The sequence below is a fragment of the Oerskovia enterophila genome, assembly GCF_001692445.1.
GTDB lineage: Bacteria > Actinomycetota > Actinomycetes > Actinomycetales > Cellulomonadaceae > Oerskovia > Oerskovia enterophila.
This window is the reverse complement of sequence record NZ_MAQA01000028.1, coordinates 44,800-57,647: the sequence shown is the minus strand read 5'-3', so window position 1 is coordinate 57,647 and position 12,848 is coordinate 44,800. Positions and strand designations below refer to the sequence as shown.

The window sequence follows — 12,848 nt, the reverse complement described above, 5'->3', positions numbered from 1 at the left end:
CACCCGCACCCGCGCCCCCGCCCGCACGACCGAAAGGCCATCATGTCGACCATCACCACGGCCTCGCCCCTGACGGAGCGCTACGGCGCCCACCAGCCCGACGACGTCGCCCCGCTCACCGACGCGATCGCCGGCATCCTGCGGCACCGCACGGTCCGGGCCTACCTCACCGACCCGCTCGACGACACGGTCCTGCCGACCCTGGTCGCCGCCGCGCAGTCCGCGCCGACCTCGTCCAACATGCAGTTCTGGAGCGTCGTGGCGGTGACCGACCCGGCCCGCAAGGACCGGCTCGCGGCGCTCGCCGGAGGGCAGGCGCACGTCCGCCAGGCTCCGCTGCTGCTCGTGTGGGTCGCGGACCTGGCCCGCGCCCGGGCGATCGGGGCGGCCGACGGCACGCACCTGGCGGGTGCCGACTACCTCGACTCGACGGTCGTCGCGTTCGTCGACGCGGCGCTCGCCGCGCAGAACGCGGTCGTGGCCGCCGAGTCGCTGGGGCTCGGGACCGTCTACATCGGCGCGCTGCGCCACCACCCCGAGCAGGTCGCGGCCGAGCTGGGCCTGCCCGAGGGCACGGTCGCGGTCGTCGGCCTCGTCGTCGGGCATCCCGACCCCGCAGGCGGCGAACGGGTCAAGCCACGGCTTCCCCAGGCCGCGGTGCTGCACCACGAGACCTACGACCTGGCCGTCCAGGCGCCGTACGTCGACGCGTACGAGGACCTCATCGCGCCCTTCTACCGCGAGGAGGGGCTCGCGCAGAGCTGGCGCCGCCGCGTGGTCGACCGGCTCGCGGTCCCCGGACCCGAGCGCGGCCACGCGCACCTGCACTCGGCGCTCGCAGCGCGCGGGCTGCCCTCGCGCTGACCGGCGGACCGCCCGCCCGACCCCCGCTCGACCAGGACACCCCCACGACCACCGAGGAAACCCGATGACCGTCTCCGACCAGCCGACCACCCCGCAGACCCCGCACCCGACCCGGGTCCCGCTGTCGATCCTCGACCTCGCGGTCGTGAGCGAGGGCTCGACCGGCGCTCAGGCCCTGCGCGACACCCTCGACACCGCGGTCCGCGCCGACGAGCTGGGCTACCGCCGCATCTGGTTCGCCGAGCACCACCTGTCCCCGGGGGTCGCCTCGGCGTCCCCCGCGGTCCTCGCGGCCCTCGTCGCCGAGCGCACGACGCGCATCCGCGTGGGGTCGGGCGCCGTGCTGCTGAGCACCACGAGCCCGCTCCTCGCGGCCGAGCAGTTCGGGACCATCGCGGCCCTGCACCCGGGCCGGGTCGACCTGGGACTGGGCCGGGCCTTCACCCCGCCCCCCGCGAGGAGCGAGGCGAGCACGGGAGCCGAGGCTCCGTCGTCGGGCACGCAGGCGACGACGGCGGGCGAGCCCGCGCCCGCCCCCGCGCAGCCCGCCGGGACGCGCGTGGTCGACGGCCTCCTGATCCCCGCCGCGCCCGGCGTCGCCTTCACCGACACCGCGCTGCGCCAGCGGCTGCTCGCCCAGAAGGAGGTCGTCGGTGCGAGCCGGACGCCCGCGGAGTTCCGCGACGAGCTCGAGCTGGTCCTGGGCCTGCGTGCGGGGACCTTCACCAACAGCGCGGGCACCGCGTACACGAGCCCGCCCGTCGAGGGCGCGGCGTTCGACCTGTTCGTGCTCGCGTCGAGCGGCGGCGTGAGCGCGCGGGTCGCGGGCGAGCTGGGCCTGCCGCTCGCCGCGAACTACCACGTGGGCCCGTCCGCGACGCTCGACACGATCGCGGCCTACCGTGCGGCGTTCCGGCCGGGCGTGCTCGACCAGCCGTACGTCGTGGTCTCGGCCGACGTCCTGGTCGCGGACACCGACGCCGAGGCCCGCCGGATCGCGGACCCCTTCACGGCCTGGGTCCTGTCGATCCGCCGCGGGGCCGACGGCGCGATCGCCTACCCCGCGCCCGGCACGACGCCCGCGTGGGACGACCTGTCCGACGCCGACCGTGCGGCCGTCCAGGACCGCGTCGACACGAGGTTCGTCGGGTCGCCCGACACGGTCGTCGAACGCCTCGAGACCCTCGCGCGCGTGACCGTGGCCGACGAGATCGTCGTGACGACCGTCGCGCACGACCCCGCCGACCGGGCCCGGTCGTTCGAGCTGCTCGCGGCCCGCTGGGGCCTGTCGGCGGCGGACGCGGCCGGGCCCGAGGTCGCGGCCGACCGCGAACCAGCCCTCGCGAGGTAGAGGGAACCCGTCGAGGTAGAGGGCTTCAGACCTCTACCTCGACGGGAGGCCTCTACCTCGGCAGCAGCACCCGCTCGACCCGCACCACCCATCGCGCCACCCATCGCGCCACCCGACCCAGGAGACGACATGACCCAGCACCAGCCCCTGCTCACCCCGGCCACCGACGCGGGCGACCGCGTCGCGGCCGGAGCCTTCCTCGTCGACGTCCGCAGCGCGGGAGGCCGTGCGAGCGCGGGCGCCATCCCGGGTGCCACGGTCACGGACCGCGAGGACCTCGACGCGATCTTCGGCTCGGTCGCGGCGCCCGCGGTCTCTCTCGACACCCCGATCGTCGTGGTCTGCGGCTCCGAGCGTGGCTCGGGCCCCGTCGCCGAGGCCCTCGCCGCTCGCGGCTACACGAACGTCTCGCACGTCGAGGGCGGCTTCCCCGCCTGGCGCGACGCGGGCCTCCCGGCCGAGCCGGGCGCGGGCGCGGAGGGCGAGCCGGCGTCGTCGGGCCCGCACGAGCCGGTCCGGCAGCGCGCATGAGCGCGCCCACCACGTCGCGCGCGGGCGTCGGGAACCCGCCCGCCGGCGCTGCTGATCCAGGAGAGTCCTCCCGCCGGGCCCGGCGGGTGCGCGAGGTGGCCGACGGCGTCGCCCGCCTCGTCGAGTCGGCGCGCCGCGACGGTCACGGGGGCAGGGTGCCCGACGGCGCCGCTCGCCCGGACGGGAGCCGTCACGGAGGAGCAGGGTCGCCCGGGGACGGCGCCGGGGTGACCGTCCGGCTCGTGACGCCCGTCGAGCACGAGGCCGTCGCCGACCTGCTCGAAGCGGCGTACGGGTTCGAGTACACGATCTCGGAGTCGTACCGGGACGTGCTGCGAGACGTCGCGAGCCGCGCGGCCGAGCACGACGTGTGGGTCGCGGTCGACGACGACGCCGGAGCGCTGCTCGGGACCGTCGCGACCCCGCCGCCTGGCCGGCACATCTCACCCCTGGCGCTCGACGGCGAGCTGGACTTCCGCCTCCTCGGCGTCGCCCCCGCCGCTCGGGGACGGGGGATCGGGACGACGCTCACGCGGCACGTCCTCGACGTGGCTCGTGCCCAGGGGGCGCAGCGGGTCGTCATGAACTCGGGTCCGCAGATGACCCGGGCGCACCGGCTCTACGAGGCGCTCGGGTTCAGGCGGCTGCCCGAGCGCGAGACCCGCGTGATCGAGGGAGAGGGCGGCGGGCGGCTGCACGCGTACGGCCTGGACCTCCCGCCCGTCGAGGCTCCCGCCCCGCAGTCACCCTGACCGCTCGTCCGCCACAGGGCACCCCACCCGCGCCCACCGTCCCGCCGAGGTAGTGCGTGCCTGCCGAGATCCCCACCCCACCTGAACCGGAGAAGACCATGCCCGTCGAGTTCCTCGGCATCGCCACCACGAGCGACGCCTCCGAGACCACGTCCCGCACGACCGCACCGTTCGACAAGCAGTACCTGGAGCGCATCGTGCGCGCCCACGAGGACAACGGCTGGACCCGTGTCCTGTTCGCCTACGGGTCGAGCGGACCCGAGCCGTCGGCGCTCGCGGCCTGGACCGCGGCCCGCCTCGACACGGTCGAGCTGCTGCTCGCGCACCGCCCCAACGTCTCCTACCCGACGTTCGCGGCCAAGTCCTTCGCGACCCTCGACCAGCTCGCCGAGGGGCGCCTGTCCGTCCACTTCATCACGGGCGGGAACGACCACGAGCAGCGGCGAGAGGGCGACACCCTGGCCAAGGACGAGCGCTACGCCCGCACCCAGGAGTACATCCAGATCGTCAAGAAGGCCTGGTCGAGCGCCGAACCGTTCGACCACCACGGGAGCTTCTACGACCTCGACGACTTCGTGCTCGACACCAAGCCCTTCGAGGGGCGCACGCCGACCATCTCGTTCGGCGGGTCCTCGGACGCGGCGTTCAAGGTCGGTGCGGCCGAGGCCGACATCTACGCGGTGTGGGGCGAGCCGCTCGACCGCACGGCCGAGCAGATCCAGCGCGTCCGCACCGAGGCCGTGGCTGCCGGGCGCTCCACGCCCCCGCGGATCCACGCCGCGTTCCGCCCGATCCTCGGCGCGACCGAGGAGCTGGCCTGGGAGAAGGCCCACCGCGTGCTCGACCGGATCGAGGAGCGCAAGGCCGCGGCGGGCGGCGTGCTGAGCCGTCGCCACCCGATCGACAAGCCCGAGAACGCGGGCTCGCAGCGCCTCCTGGAGATCGCGGCCCAGGGCGACCGGTTCGACACGGCCCTGTGGACCGCGACGGCCAAGGCCACCGGGGGCGCGGGCAACTCGAACGCTCTCGTCGGGACGCCCGAGACCGTCGCGCAGGCGCTGCTCGCCTACTACGACCTGGGCGTCCGCATCGTCTCGGCGCGCGGCTACGACCTGCTCGACGACGCGACCGACTTCGGCCGCTACGTCATCCCGATCGTGCGCGAGGAGGTCGCCAAGCGGGACGCCGAGGCGGCGTCGGCGCAGGCGGCCTGAGCACTCCCTCGCGAGGTAGAGGGCACCCGTCGAGGTAGAGGGCCCGAGCCCTCTACCTCGACGCCCGCCCTCTACCTCGGCACCACCACCCACCCCCACCAAGGAGCATCCGTGCGTTTCCAGGTCCTCGACATCGTCTTCAACCCGCCCCACCCCGTCACGGGCGAGGCCGTGCCCGCGGCCGACCGACTCGAACGCGTCGTCGAGACCGCGGTCCTGGCGGAGGAGCTCGGCCTCGACGCGTTCGCGGTCGGCGAGCGGCACGCGGGGGACGTGCTGTCGTCGTCGCCCACCGTGATCCTCGGGGCGATCGCCGCGCGCACGTCGCGCATCCTGCTGAGCACGGGTGTGACGGTGTTGTCCCTGCTGGACCCCATCCGCGTCGCGGAGGACTACGCGACGATCGACCAGCTCAGCCGGGGCCGGTTCGAGATGGTCATCGGCAAGGGCAACGAGGCGCTCCAGTACCCGCTGCTGGGCCTCGACATCGACCGGCAGTACGAGTACCTCGCGGAGAACTACGAGCTGCTCCGCCTGCTCCTGAGCGGTGAGGAGGTCGACTGGGAGGGCCGCCACCGCCCCGACCTGCAGGGCGCCACGACCCTGCCCCGCCCGTACGACGGCACGTTCCGGATCTGGCACGGGTCCGCGACCTCGCGCTTCGCGGTCGAGCTCGCCGCGAGGTGGGGCGACCCGATCGTGAGCGCCAACGCGTTCCAGCCCCGCGAGAACTACCAGGTGCTGATCGACCACTACCGCGAGCAGTACGCGGCCGCGGGCCACGACCCGGCGTACGGGTTCGTCGGGTCCGGCTCGGGCGGGCTGTTCCTCGCGGACACGACCGAGCAGGCGATCGAGGAGTTCCGCCCCATCTACGAGGGAGCCGTCGCGCGCGCAGACCTGCGCAAGCACGACCCGGCCGCGGTCGGCAAGGTCACGAGCTTCCGGACCATCGAGGAGGCGGTCGAGCGCGGGCCGGCCCTCGTGGGCTCGCCCGAGCGCGTCGCCGAGAAGATCCTCGACTACCACCAGAGCTACGGGCACGACCTGCAGTCGGTCTCGATCAACCACCTCCTGGAGCCGGCGCGGCAGGACGACGTGCTGCGCCGGTTCGCAGAGGAGGTCGTGCCGCTCGTCAGGGCCGAGGTCAAGACCGACCTGTGGGGCCCGGCCGACGCCCGCCGGGCCAAGGGGTTCACGGCGGGCTAGCACGGGGCGTCGCCAGGCGATGCCCCCACGAGACGCGAGAGGCGCCCGCCCGGACCCAGGTCCCGGCGGGCACCTCCCGTCTCTCGCACAGGGCCACGTGGCCGTCCCCGACCCTGGCGGAGCGCTCCCACACGCCCTAGGCTGGAAGTGTCCTGCGGGCACGTGCGCTGCGCGCAGGGGCACGGAAGAAGGCTCCGACGATGTGGCTTCTCGTGATCTCCGGCGTGGTGGGCGCGGCGACGGTCGCCGTCATCGCGTGGCTCACGGTGCGCCACGACCGGCCCCCCGTGGACGTCCTCCCTCCCCTCCGGCCGCACCGGACCACCTGGCGCGAGCGGCGCCGTCGGGCACCTGATCCCCTCGTGGCGCTGGGCCTCCAGATCCGCCTGGGCCAGCTCGCGCACGAGCTGCGCGACGTCCAGGACGACCCGGGCGTCTACGCCCGGGCGCACCACTACCTCGCCGCACAGGGCGCGTACGACGCGCTGCTGCGCGAGGCGTGCCGGCTCAGCGGTCTCGAGGTCGACGCGGACCCGCTCGCCGCGGGCCTGCGCAGCGACGAGGACGAGCGGCTGCGCGAGGAGCTCGAGCTCAGCGCGCGCGGCTGGACCTGGTAGCCGACCCACGACAAAGACGAGGGGCCCGACGGCGGTGCGCACCGCCGTCGGGCCCCTCGCCCTTGCCGTGGCCTCAGAGGGCCGAGTGGTCCCCGATCCGGTGGTAGGACCGGTCGTGGTAGACCAGCGGCGTCGCGTCGCTGCGCGTCCCCGACGCGAGCGCGCGCAACGAGACCAGGTAGCTGTCGCCCACGGGCGTGCGCTGGATGATGCGCCCGCGCACCCAGGACAGCGCGCCGTCGATCACGGGCTCCCCGGAGTCGAGCGGTGACCATCCGCCGGCTGCGAAGCGGTCGATTCCGCTCGTCGCGAAGCGCGCCGACACGTCGTCCTGGTCGGCGCTGAGGAAGTTGACCGTGACCGTGCGGGCCGCGGAGATCGCGGGCCACGACGACGACGTCGACGCGAGCGAGAACGCGAGCAGCGGCGGCGCGGCCGAGACCGAGATGACCGACGTCGCGGTGAAGCCCACGGGCCGCCCCTCGTGGTGCAGCGCGACGACCGCGACGCCCGCGGGGTGCTGCCGGAACACGGCCTTGTAGGCGTCGGGGCTGAGCTGGGGCTCGTCCTGCTCGTGGAGCAGGGCCTCGAGCCCGGCGAGGCCCGCGACGTCGGAGCGGGTGGTGGGTTCGGCGGTCATCGGGTCACCTCGGCGAGCTCGGGGGCGGTCTGGTGGGTGGGGACGTCCTGCCCGACGGCGGCGCTCGCCGCCCGGAGCAACGGGCCTCCCGCACGGTCGAGCCAGGCGTCGACGGTGCTCGCGAGCTCGGCCTCGCCCAGCTGGGAGTCCAGCAGGGCGAGCGTGCGCGTGGGGACCGTGGCGCCGAGCTCGACGAGGAGCGGGCGCAGGTGCACCTCGCCGGCCAGGGCGTGCGCCGGGTTGCCCGACACCACGACCGGCACCGCGACGACCCCGGCCAGGCCGTCCGGACCGTAGAGGTCGAGGAACGCCTTGAGCAGCCCGGTGTACGAGCCCTTGTAGACGGGCGTCGCGACGACCAGCACGGTCGCGCCCGCGACGACCTCGCGCGCGGCGTCCGCGCGGGGGTGCACGGTGGTCAGGATCTCGGCCGCGATCTCGGCGAGGTCGATGGTCGCGGTGGTCGGGTTGCCCGGGGAGCCCGGGGAGCCCGGGGAGCCCGGGGAGCTCGCGGGGTCTGTCGAACCCGCCTCTGCCGGCCCGGCCGCGAGGCCCAGGTGGTCGGCGACCCGGGCCGCGACGGCCTGTGCCGCGCCCAGGGTCCGTGACCCCGGGCGCGGGTTGCCGACCAGGGTGACCACGGCGGGCCGGGGCGGAAGGGGCGAGCCGTCGGCAGGGCCGGGTCGGGTGCCGAGGCCGCTGTCGGCTCCGGCTGGGTCGGTGGGCGGTGCCTGGTGCTGCGTCATGGTGTCCTCGCTGTCGTCGTGCTGCACGCTTGCCGCGCCGGTGCCGGCGCGACCAGGTCATCTCCCGGAGCACCCCGTCGTGGGAGGGGTTGCTGACCAGCGAGCCGGGGCTTGGCGCTGGTGCTCGTGACCGTTGGGTAGGGGTATAGCCCGGTCGACGCGAATCTGTACCGATCCGGTCGAGATTTCTCACGGCGTGGACGGTTGTTTCGTGGCGGGGCCAGGGTGGGGCGCGGTCGGGGCTCTGGCGGGTACCGTCCCGCGGGGTGCTGGCCGGGCCGCGGCCCGGCCGCCGCCCGCGCTAGCCGGGTCCGGGGGCTGGCCCAGTAAGTGGCTCCGGGCAACGGTGATGTCCCAGGTCGTGAGCCTGCTGTCTTTCAGAGTGGGACGGGAGTACGGCGGTGTTTACACGTACGTAACCTGGTGCAGTTAAGAACCAGCCCTGCCGAGGAGCACTTCATGGATAGTCGTCTGCACTCCGTCTACGACGAGGTCCTCGCCCGCAACCCTGGTGAGGCCGAGTTCCACCAGGCGGTGCGCGAGGTCTTCGACTCGCTCGGCCCGGTGCTCCAGAAGAACCCCCAGTACGTCGACGCCGCCGTGCTCGAGCGCATCTGCGAGCCCGAGCGCCAGATCATCTTCCGCGTGCCGTGGGTCGACGACAAGAACCGCGTGCAGATCAACCGCGGGTTCCGCGTCGAGTTCAACTCGGCTCTCGGCCCGTACAAGGGTGGCCTGCGGTTCCACCCGTCGGTCTACCTGGGCATCGTCAAGTTCCTCGGGTTCGAGCAGATCTTCAAGAACTCGCTCACCGGCATGCCCATCGGCGGCGGCAAGGGCGGGTCGGACTTCGACCCGCGCGGCAGGTCCGACGGCGAGGTCATGCGCTTCTGCCAGTCGTTCATGACCGAGCTCTACCGCCACATCGGTGAGTACACCGACGTCCCGGCCGGCGACATCGGCGTGGGCGGCCGCGAGATCGGCTACCTGTTCGGCCAGTACAAGCGCATCACGAACCGCTACGAGTCCGGCGTCCTCACGGGCAAGGGCATCAGCTGGGGCGGGTCGCTCGTGCGGACCGAGGCCACGGGCTACGGCACGGTCTTCTTCGCCGACCACATGCTGCGCACCAAGGGTCAGAGCTTCGACGGCCAGCGCGTCGTCGTCTCGGGCTCCGGGAACGTCGCGACCTACGCGATCCAGAAGGCCCAGCAGCTCGGCGCGAACGTCGTCTCGTTCTCCGACTCCTCGGGCTACGTGGTCGACGAGGCAGGCGTGGACGTCGAGCTCCTCCGCCAGATCAAGGAGGTCGAGCGCGGACGCGTGGCCGACTACGTCGAGCGTCGCCCCGGTGCGCGCCTCGTCACGGGCGGGAGCATCTGGGACGTCCCCGCGACCGTCGCCCTGCCCTGCGCCACGCAGAACGAGCTGACCGAGCAGGACGCCAAGCAGCTCGTCGCCAACGGTGTCCTCGCGGTCGCGGAGGGCGCCAACATGCCCACCACGCCGGGGGCCGTGGCCCTGCTCCAGGAGGCCGGGGTGCTCTTCGCGCCCGGCAAGGCCGCGAACGCGGGCGGCGTCGCGACCTCGGCCCTCGAGATGCAGCAGAACGCCTCGCGCGACGCGTGGACGTTCGAGTACACCGAGGAGCGCCTCGCGCACATCATGGAGGGCATCCACTCGCGCTGCGAGGAGACGGCCGACGAGTACGGCGAGCCGGGCAACTACGTGCTCGGTGCGAACATCGCAGGCTTCACCAAGGTGGCCGACGCGATGATCGCCCAGGGCGTCATCTGACGGTCGTCCTGACGGGCCGCTGAGCGGCCCGGGCACTGCCCCGCACGACCAGGAGCGGTGCGTCCCCGCGTGCCTCGAGCACGCACGGGGCGCACCGCTCTCGTCGTCTCCGGCGGGGCGTGAGGTGGGCTCGCGGGCCGTGCTCGCGGGCGGGCGACCCGACGACGTCACGTACGGGACGCCGTCGGGCCGCGGTCCTGCGCGGGTCTACGCTGGCCGCTGACCCGCCGGTGCGCCGTCGCGCGCCGGCCCCCGAGGCAAGGAGCACCAGCACATGGCACGCGAGGTCGCGCTCGAGATCGCCGTCCAGGACACCGACGGCGTACGGATCGCCACCGAGGTCGGCGCCAGCCGGGTCGAGCTGTGCTCGGCGCTGGGGGCGACGGGTGGGCTGACGCCGAGCGTCGGGCTGCTCGAGGCGGCCGTCGCGGTGGCCGCAGAGGCCGCGGGCGAGGGAGTGCCGGTCGAGGTCCACCCGCTGGTCCGGCCGCGCCCGGGAGGGTTCGTCTTCAGCACGGCCGAGCTCGACGTGCAGGTGCGCGACGTGCGCGCGGCCGTCGCTGCAGGCGCCGCCGGCGTCGTGATCGGGGCGCTCACGTCCGACGGTCTCGTCGACGAGGCCGCGGTCCGCGCCCTGGTCGCGGCCGCAGGCGGGCGCGAGGTGACCTTCCACCGGGCGATCGACGTCGTCGAGGACGTCACCGCGGCCCTCGACCTCCTCGCGGGACTGGGGGTCACGCGCGTGCTCACGTCGGGTGGTGCGGCTCGCAGCATCGACGGGGTCGACCGGTTGGGGGCCATGGCTCGGCACTCCGCAGGGCGCGTGCAGATCCAGGCGGGCGGGGGAGTGCGGGCCCAGGACATGGGGGACCTCGTGGCGGCGGGCGTGGACGCGGTCCACCTGTCGGCCAAGGGCGTCCGGCCCGACGACGGCGGCCCCGGCGGCGGGGGCGGGTCCGGCTACGAGGTCACGGACCTGGGAGCGGCACGCGAGGCCCGCGCTGCGCTCGACGTGGCGCTGGGCTCCTGAGCAGGGGGCGCGTCGGATCCTGACGCCCTGAGATCCGCGCTGCCTCGTACCTGACCGACCGGTCGGGTGCGGGGCAGTGTGGCCCTGCGGTGTGCGCCGGGCAGGGCGTCCGTCCCCCTCTCGAGGGGAGGCTCCCGACGGTCACGGTGGGGGTGCATCCGGGGTCCTGGATGCGTCCAGCGGCTCACCGAGCGCGGTCGACGACGCGCTAGATCCCCGGGTTCCTGCGGATCCTGCCGCGTTCGACCCGTCACGTGTTTCATTTAGGTAACTTTCCTGTTGTATTGCTCCGTGGGGCCCCATTGATTCGTTAGTGTTCCTGCACATACCCGCCGAGCGGGGCTGATCGACGTGATGAGGCGTCGACGACTCGAAAGGACCGATGATGATCCGAAGCAAGGGGCGCAAGCGCCTTCTCACCGCGGTGGCGCTCGCCTCCGGCCTCACGCTGCTCGCCACGGGCTGCGGCTCGTCGGGTGACGACGGCGACCAGGGCACAGCGAGCAAGGGCGACGGCGTGCTCACGGTGTGGGCAGGCAGCCAGACGCCGATCGTTGCGAACTTCAACCCGTACGCACCGACCGTCCTCCACGCCGCGCTCGGTGGCGTGTACGAGACGCTGTTCTACTTCAACAAGGCGAGCTCCGACGCGCCTCAGCCGATGCTGGGCGAGTCCTACGAGTTCAACGAGGACGGCACCGAGCTGACGATCAAGATCCGCGAGGGTGTCACGTGGAACGACGGCAAGCCGTTCACGGCCGAGGACGTCGTGTACTCGTTCTCGAACGAGACCTCCAAGCCGGTGTACCTGGCTTCTGCCGAGGTCGTCGACCCCACGACCGTGAAGCTGACGTTCACCGGTCCGCAGTTCACCAACGAGTTCGCCCTCCTCGGTGCCTCCTGGATGGTCCCCGAGCACATCTGGAAGGACGTGCCGGACACCATCAGCTTCGCCAACGAGAAGCCGGTCGGCACGGGTCCCTACACGGTCGCGAGCACCTCGGATGCCTCCTACTCGATGGTCGCGAACCCTGACTACTGGGGCGGGGCTCCCGCCGTCGAGAAGGTCCAGTACCTCGGGATCGACGCGAACACCTCGGCCGAGAGCCTCCTGAAGACCGGCAAGATCGACTGGGCCGGCATGTTCGTGGCAGACCCCGAGAGCCTCACGAAGGACGGCCGCCTCGGGTACATCAACACGCCGCAGGACCCGACCGTGCTGTACACCTGCGCCAATGCCGATGCCGGCTGCGTGGGCGCCCAGACGGACGTCGCGGTCCGCCAGGCTCTCAACGTCGCGATCGACCGCGGCGTCATCAACGAGAAGGCCTTCGTCGGTCTCGCTGCCGAGATCTCCCCGACGTTCGCCCTGCTCGGCCGTGACGACAAGTGGATCTCGCCTGACGTCGAGAAGGTCAGCCCGCAGGAGGCGAACGCTGCCGAGGCAGGCAAGATCCTCGAGGCGGCGGGGTACACCAAGGGTGCCGACGGCATCTACGAGAAGGACGGCAAGAAGCTCGAGCTGAAGCTCATCTCGGTCGAGGGGTGGAGCGACTACAACGCCGCCGCAGACCTCATCGCGGCGCAGGCCAAGACCGCGGGCATCGCCATCACGGCAGAGACCGCCACCTGGGACGAGTTCTCCGACGCGCGTCAGACCGGTGGCTTCGAGCTGATCATGGGCGGCGTCGTCGGTACCTCGGTGCCGGACCCCTTCCAGATCTACCGCGACTGGTTCAGCGGCGAGTACACGCAGCCCGTGGGCACCCAGCTCGAGTCCGGTGAGTGGAACTTCTCCCGGTACTCGAACCCCACGGTCGACGCAGCCGTCAACGCCGCAGCCGCGACGAACGACGAGGCGGCGAAGAAGGCCGCCTACGCGACGATCCAGACCGAGATCACGCGCGACCTGCCCTACATCCCGATCGTCATCAACGCCACGCAGACCTTCTTCGACCAGAAGGACTTCACCGGCTGGCCGACCGAGGACGACCTGTACGCCTTCCCGCCGTCGTGGGGTTCGGTGTCGGCCGGCGTGGTGCTGAGCACCATCAAGCCCGCCGAGTGATGTCGGGCCGAGGAGGAGCTTCGATGATG

The 12,848-nt window shown here is 73.0% G+C and carries 12 protein-coding genes and 1 riboswitch; of the genes, 10 read left to right on the top strand and 2 right to left on the bottom strand.

The window, feature by feature from the left end:
- From OERS_RS12375 to OERS_RS12345, 7 genes are all read left to right on the top strand, one after another.
- On the top strand, positions 1-864 hold an 864-nt coding region (locus OERS_RS12375), incomplete at its 5' end, for an NADPH-dependent oxidoreductase (RefSeq protein WP_322788295.1).
- A gap of 64 nt (positions 865-928) precedes the next feature.
- On the top strand, positions 929-2,215 hold the full coding sequence (locus OERS_RS12370) for an LLM class flavin-dependent oxidoreductase (RefSeq protein ID WP_068625984.1): 1,287 nt from the start codon (positions 929-931) through the stop codon (positions 2,213-2,215).
- 129 nt (positions 2,216-2,344) lie between these two features.
- A complete protein-coding gene (locus tag OERS_RS12365) occupies positions 2,345-2,746 on the top strand; it encodes a rhodanese-like domain-containing protein (RefSeq protein ID WP_083201417.1) in 402 nt (133 codons plus the stop codon).
- Positions 2,743-3,498 (top strand): GNAT family N-acetyltransferase, encoded by a 756-nt coding sequence (locus OERS_RS12360; protein ID WP_083201416.1) that lies wholly within the window; start codon positions 2,743-2,745, stop codon positions 3,496-3,498. The genes OERS_RS12365 and OERS_RS12360 overlap by 4 nt, the downstream gene beginning before the upstream one ends.
- A gap of 56 nt (positions 3,499-3,554) precedes the next feature.
- Positions 3,555-4,712, top strand: a complete 1,158-nt coding sequence (locus tag OERS_RS12355; RefSeq protein ID WP_248948538.1) for an LLM class flavin-dependent oxidoreductase — start codon at positions 3,555-3,557, stop codon at positions 4,710-4,712.
- 111 nt (positions 4,713-4,823) lie between these two features.
- Positions 4,824-5,921: an LLM class flavin-dependent oxidoreductase gene (locus OERS_RS12350; RefSeq protein WP_068625982.1), complete on the top strand. Its 1,098-nt coding sequence runs from the start codon at positions 4,824-4,826 to the stop codon at positions 5,919-5,921.
- Between the two features lie 200 nt (positions 5,922-6,121).
- Positions 6,122-6,538 carry a hypothetical protein gene (locus tag OERS_RS12345; RefSeq protein WP_235535456.1) on the top strand — a complete coding sequence of 139 codons (417 nt, stop codon included), beginning with the start codon at positions 6,122-6,124 and terminating at the stop codon, positions 6,536-6,538.
- A 73-nt stretch (positions 6,539-6,611) separates the two neighbouring features.
- Here the strand turns inward: OERS_RS12345 and OERS_RS12340 are convergent, their stop codons facing one another.
- Together OERS_RS12340 and OERS_RS12335 are read right to left on the bottom strand one after the other, a co-directional pair.
- Positions 6,612-7,178 (bottom strand): flavin reductase family protein, encoded by a 567-nt coding sequence (locus OERS_RS12340; protein ID WP_056652434.1) that lies wholly within the window; start codon positions 7,176-7,178, stop codon positions 6,612-6,614.
- Positions 7,175-7,924 (bottom strand): NADPH-dependent FMN reductase, encoded by a 750-nt coding sequence (locus tag OERS_RS12335; protein WP_083201421.1) that lies wholly within the window; start codon positions 7,922-7,924, stop codon positions 7,175-7,177. The genes OERS_RS12340 and OERS_RS12335 overlap by 4 nt, the downstream gene beginning before the upstream one ends.
- A gap of 20 nt (positions 7,925-7,944) precedes the next feature.
- A riboswitch (SAM riboswitch) is annotated at positions 7,945-8,056 on the bottom strand.
- 327 nt (positions 8,057-8,383) lie between these two features.
- On the opposite strand from OERS_RS12335, the gene gdhA reads away from it, so the two are divergent.
- The 3 genes from gdhA to OERS_RS12320 all read left to right on the top strand — a co-directional run bounded on the left by gdhA (position 8,384) and on the right by OERS_RS12320 (position 12,819).
- Positions 8,384-9,721, top strand: coding sequence for an NADP-specific glutamate dehydrogenase (gdhA, locus tag OERS_RS12330; protein WP_056652431.1), 1,338 nt, complete (start codon positions 8,384-8,386; stop codon positions 9,719-9,721).
- A 274-nt stretch (positions 9,722-9,995) separates the two neighbouring features.
- Complete coding sequence (locus OERS_RS12325) at positions 9,996-10,751, top strand: copper homeostasis protein CutC (RefSeq protein ID WP_068625981.1); 756 nt, start codon at positions 9,996-9,998, stop codon at positions 10,749-10,751.
- 382 nt (positions 10,752-11,133) lie between these two features.
- Positions 11,134-12,819, top strand: coding sequence for an ABC transporter substrate-binding protein (locus OERS_RS12320; protein ID WP_248948536.1), 1,686 nt, complete (start codon positions 11,134-11,136; stop codon positions 12,817-12,819).
- The last annotated feature ends 29 nt before the right edge of the window (positions 12,820-12,848 follow it).

Bases quoted from the DNA above. Each gene is read 5' to 3' on its own strand.
- OERS_RS12370 (WP_068625984.1), top strand. From the start codon at position 929: ATGACCGTCTCCGACCAGCCGACCACCCCGCAGACCCCGCACCCGACC.
- OERS_RS12365 (WP_083201417.1), top strand. From the start codon at position 2,345: ATGACCCAGCACCAGCCCCTGCTCACCCCGGCCACCGACGCGGGCGAC.
- OERS_RS12360 (WP_083201416.1), top strand. From the start codon at position 2,743: ATGAGCGCGCCCACCACGTCGCGCGCGGGCGTCGGGAACCCGCCCGCC.
- OERS_RS12345 (WP_235535456.1), top strand. From the start codon at position 6,122: ATGTGGCTTCTCGTGATCTCCGGCGTGGTGGGCGCGGCGACGGTCGCC.
- OERS_RS12340 (WP_056652434.1), bottom strand. From the start codon at position 7,178: ATGACCGCCGAACCCACCACCCGCTCCGACGTCGCGGGCCTCGCCGGG.
- OERS_RS12335 (WP_083201421.1), bottom strand. From the start codon at position 7,924: ATGACGCAGCACCAGGCACCGCCCACCGACCCAGCCGGAGCCGACAGC.
- gdhA (WP_056652431.1), top strand. From the start codon at position 8,384: ATGGATAGTCGTCTGCACTCCGTCTACGACGAGGTCCTCGCCCGCAAC.
- OERS_RS12325 (WP_068625981.1), top strand. From the start codon at position 9,996: ATGGCACGCGAGGTCGCGCTCGAGATCGCCGTCCAGGACACCGACGGC.
- OERS_RS12320 (WP_248948536.1), top strand. From the start codon at position 11,134: ATGATGATCCGAAGCAAGGGGCGCAAGCGCCTTCTCACCGCGGTGGCG.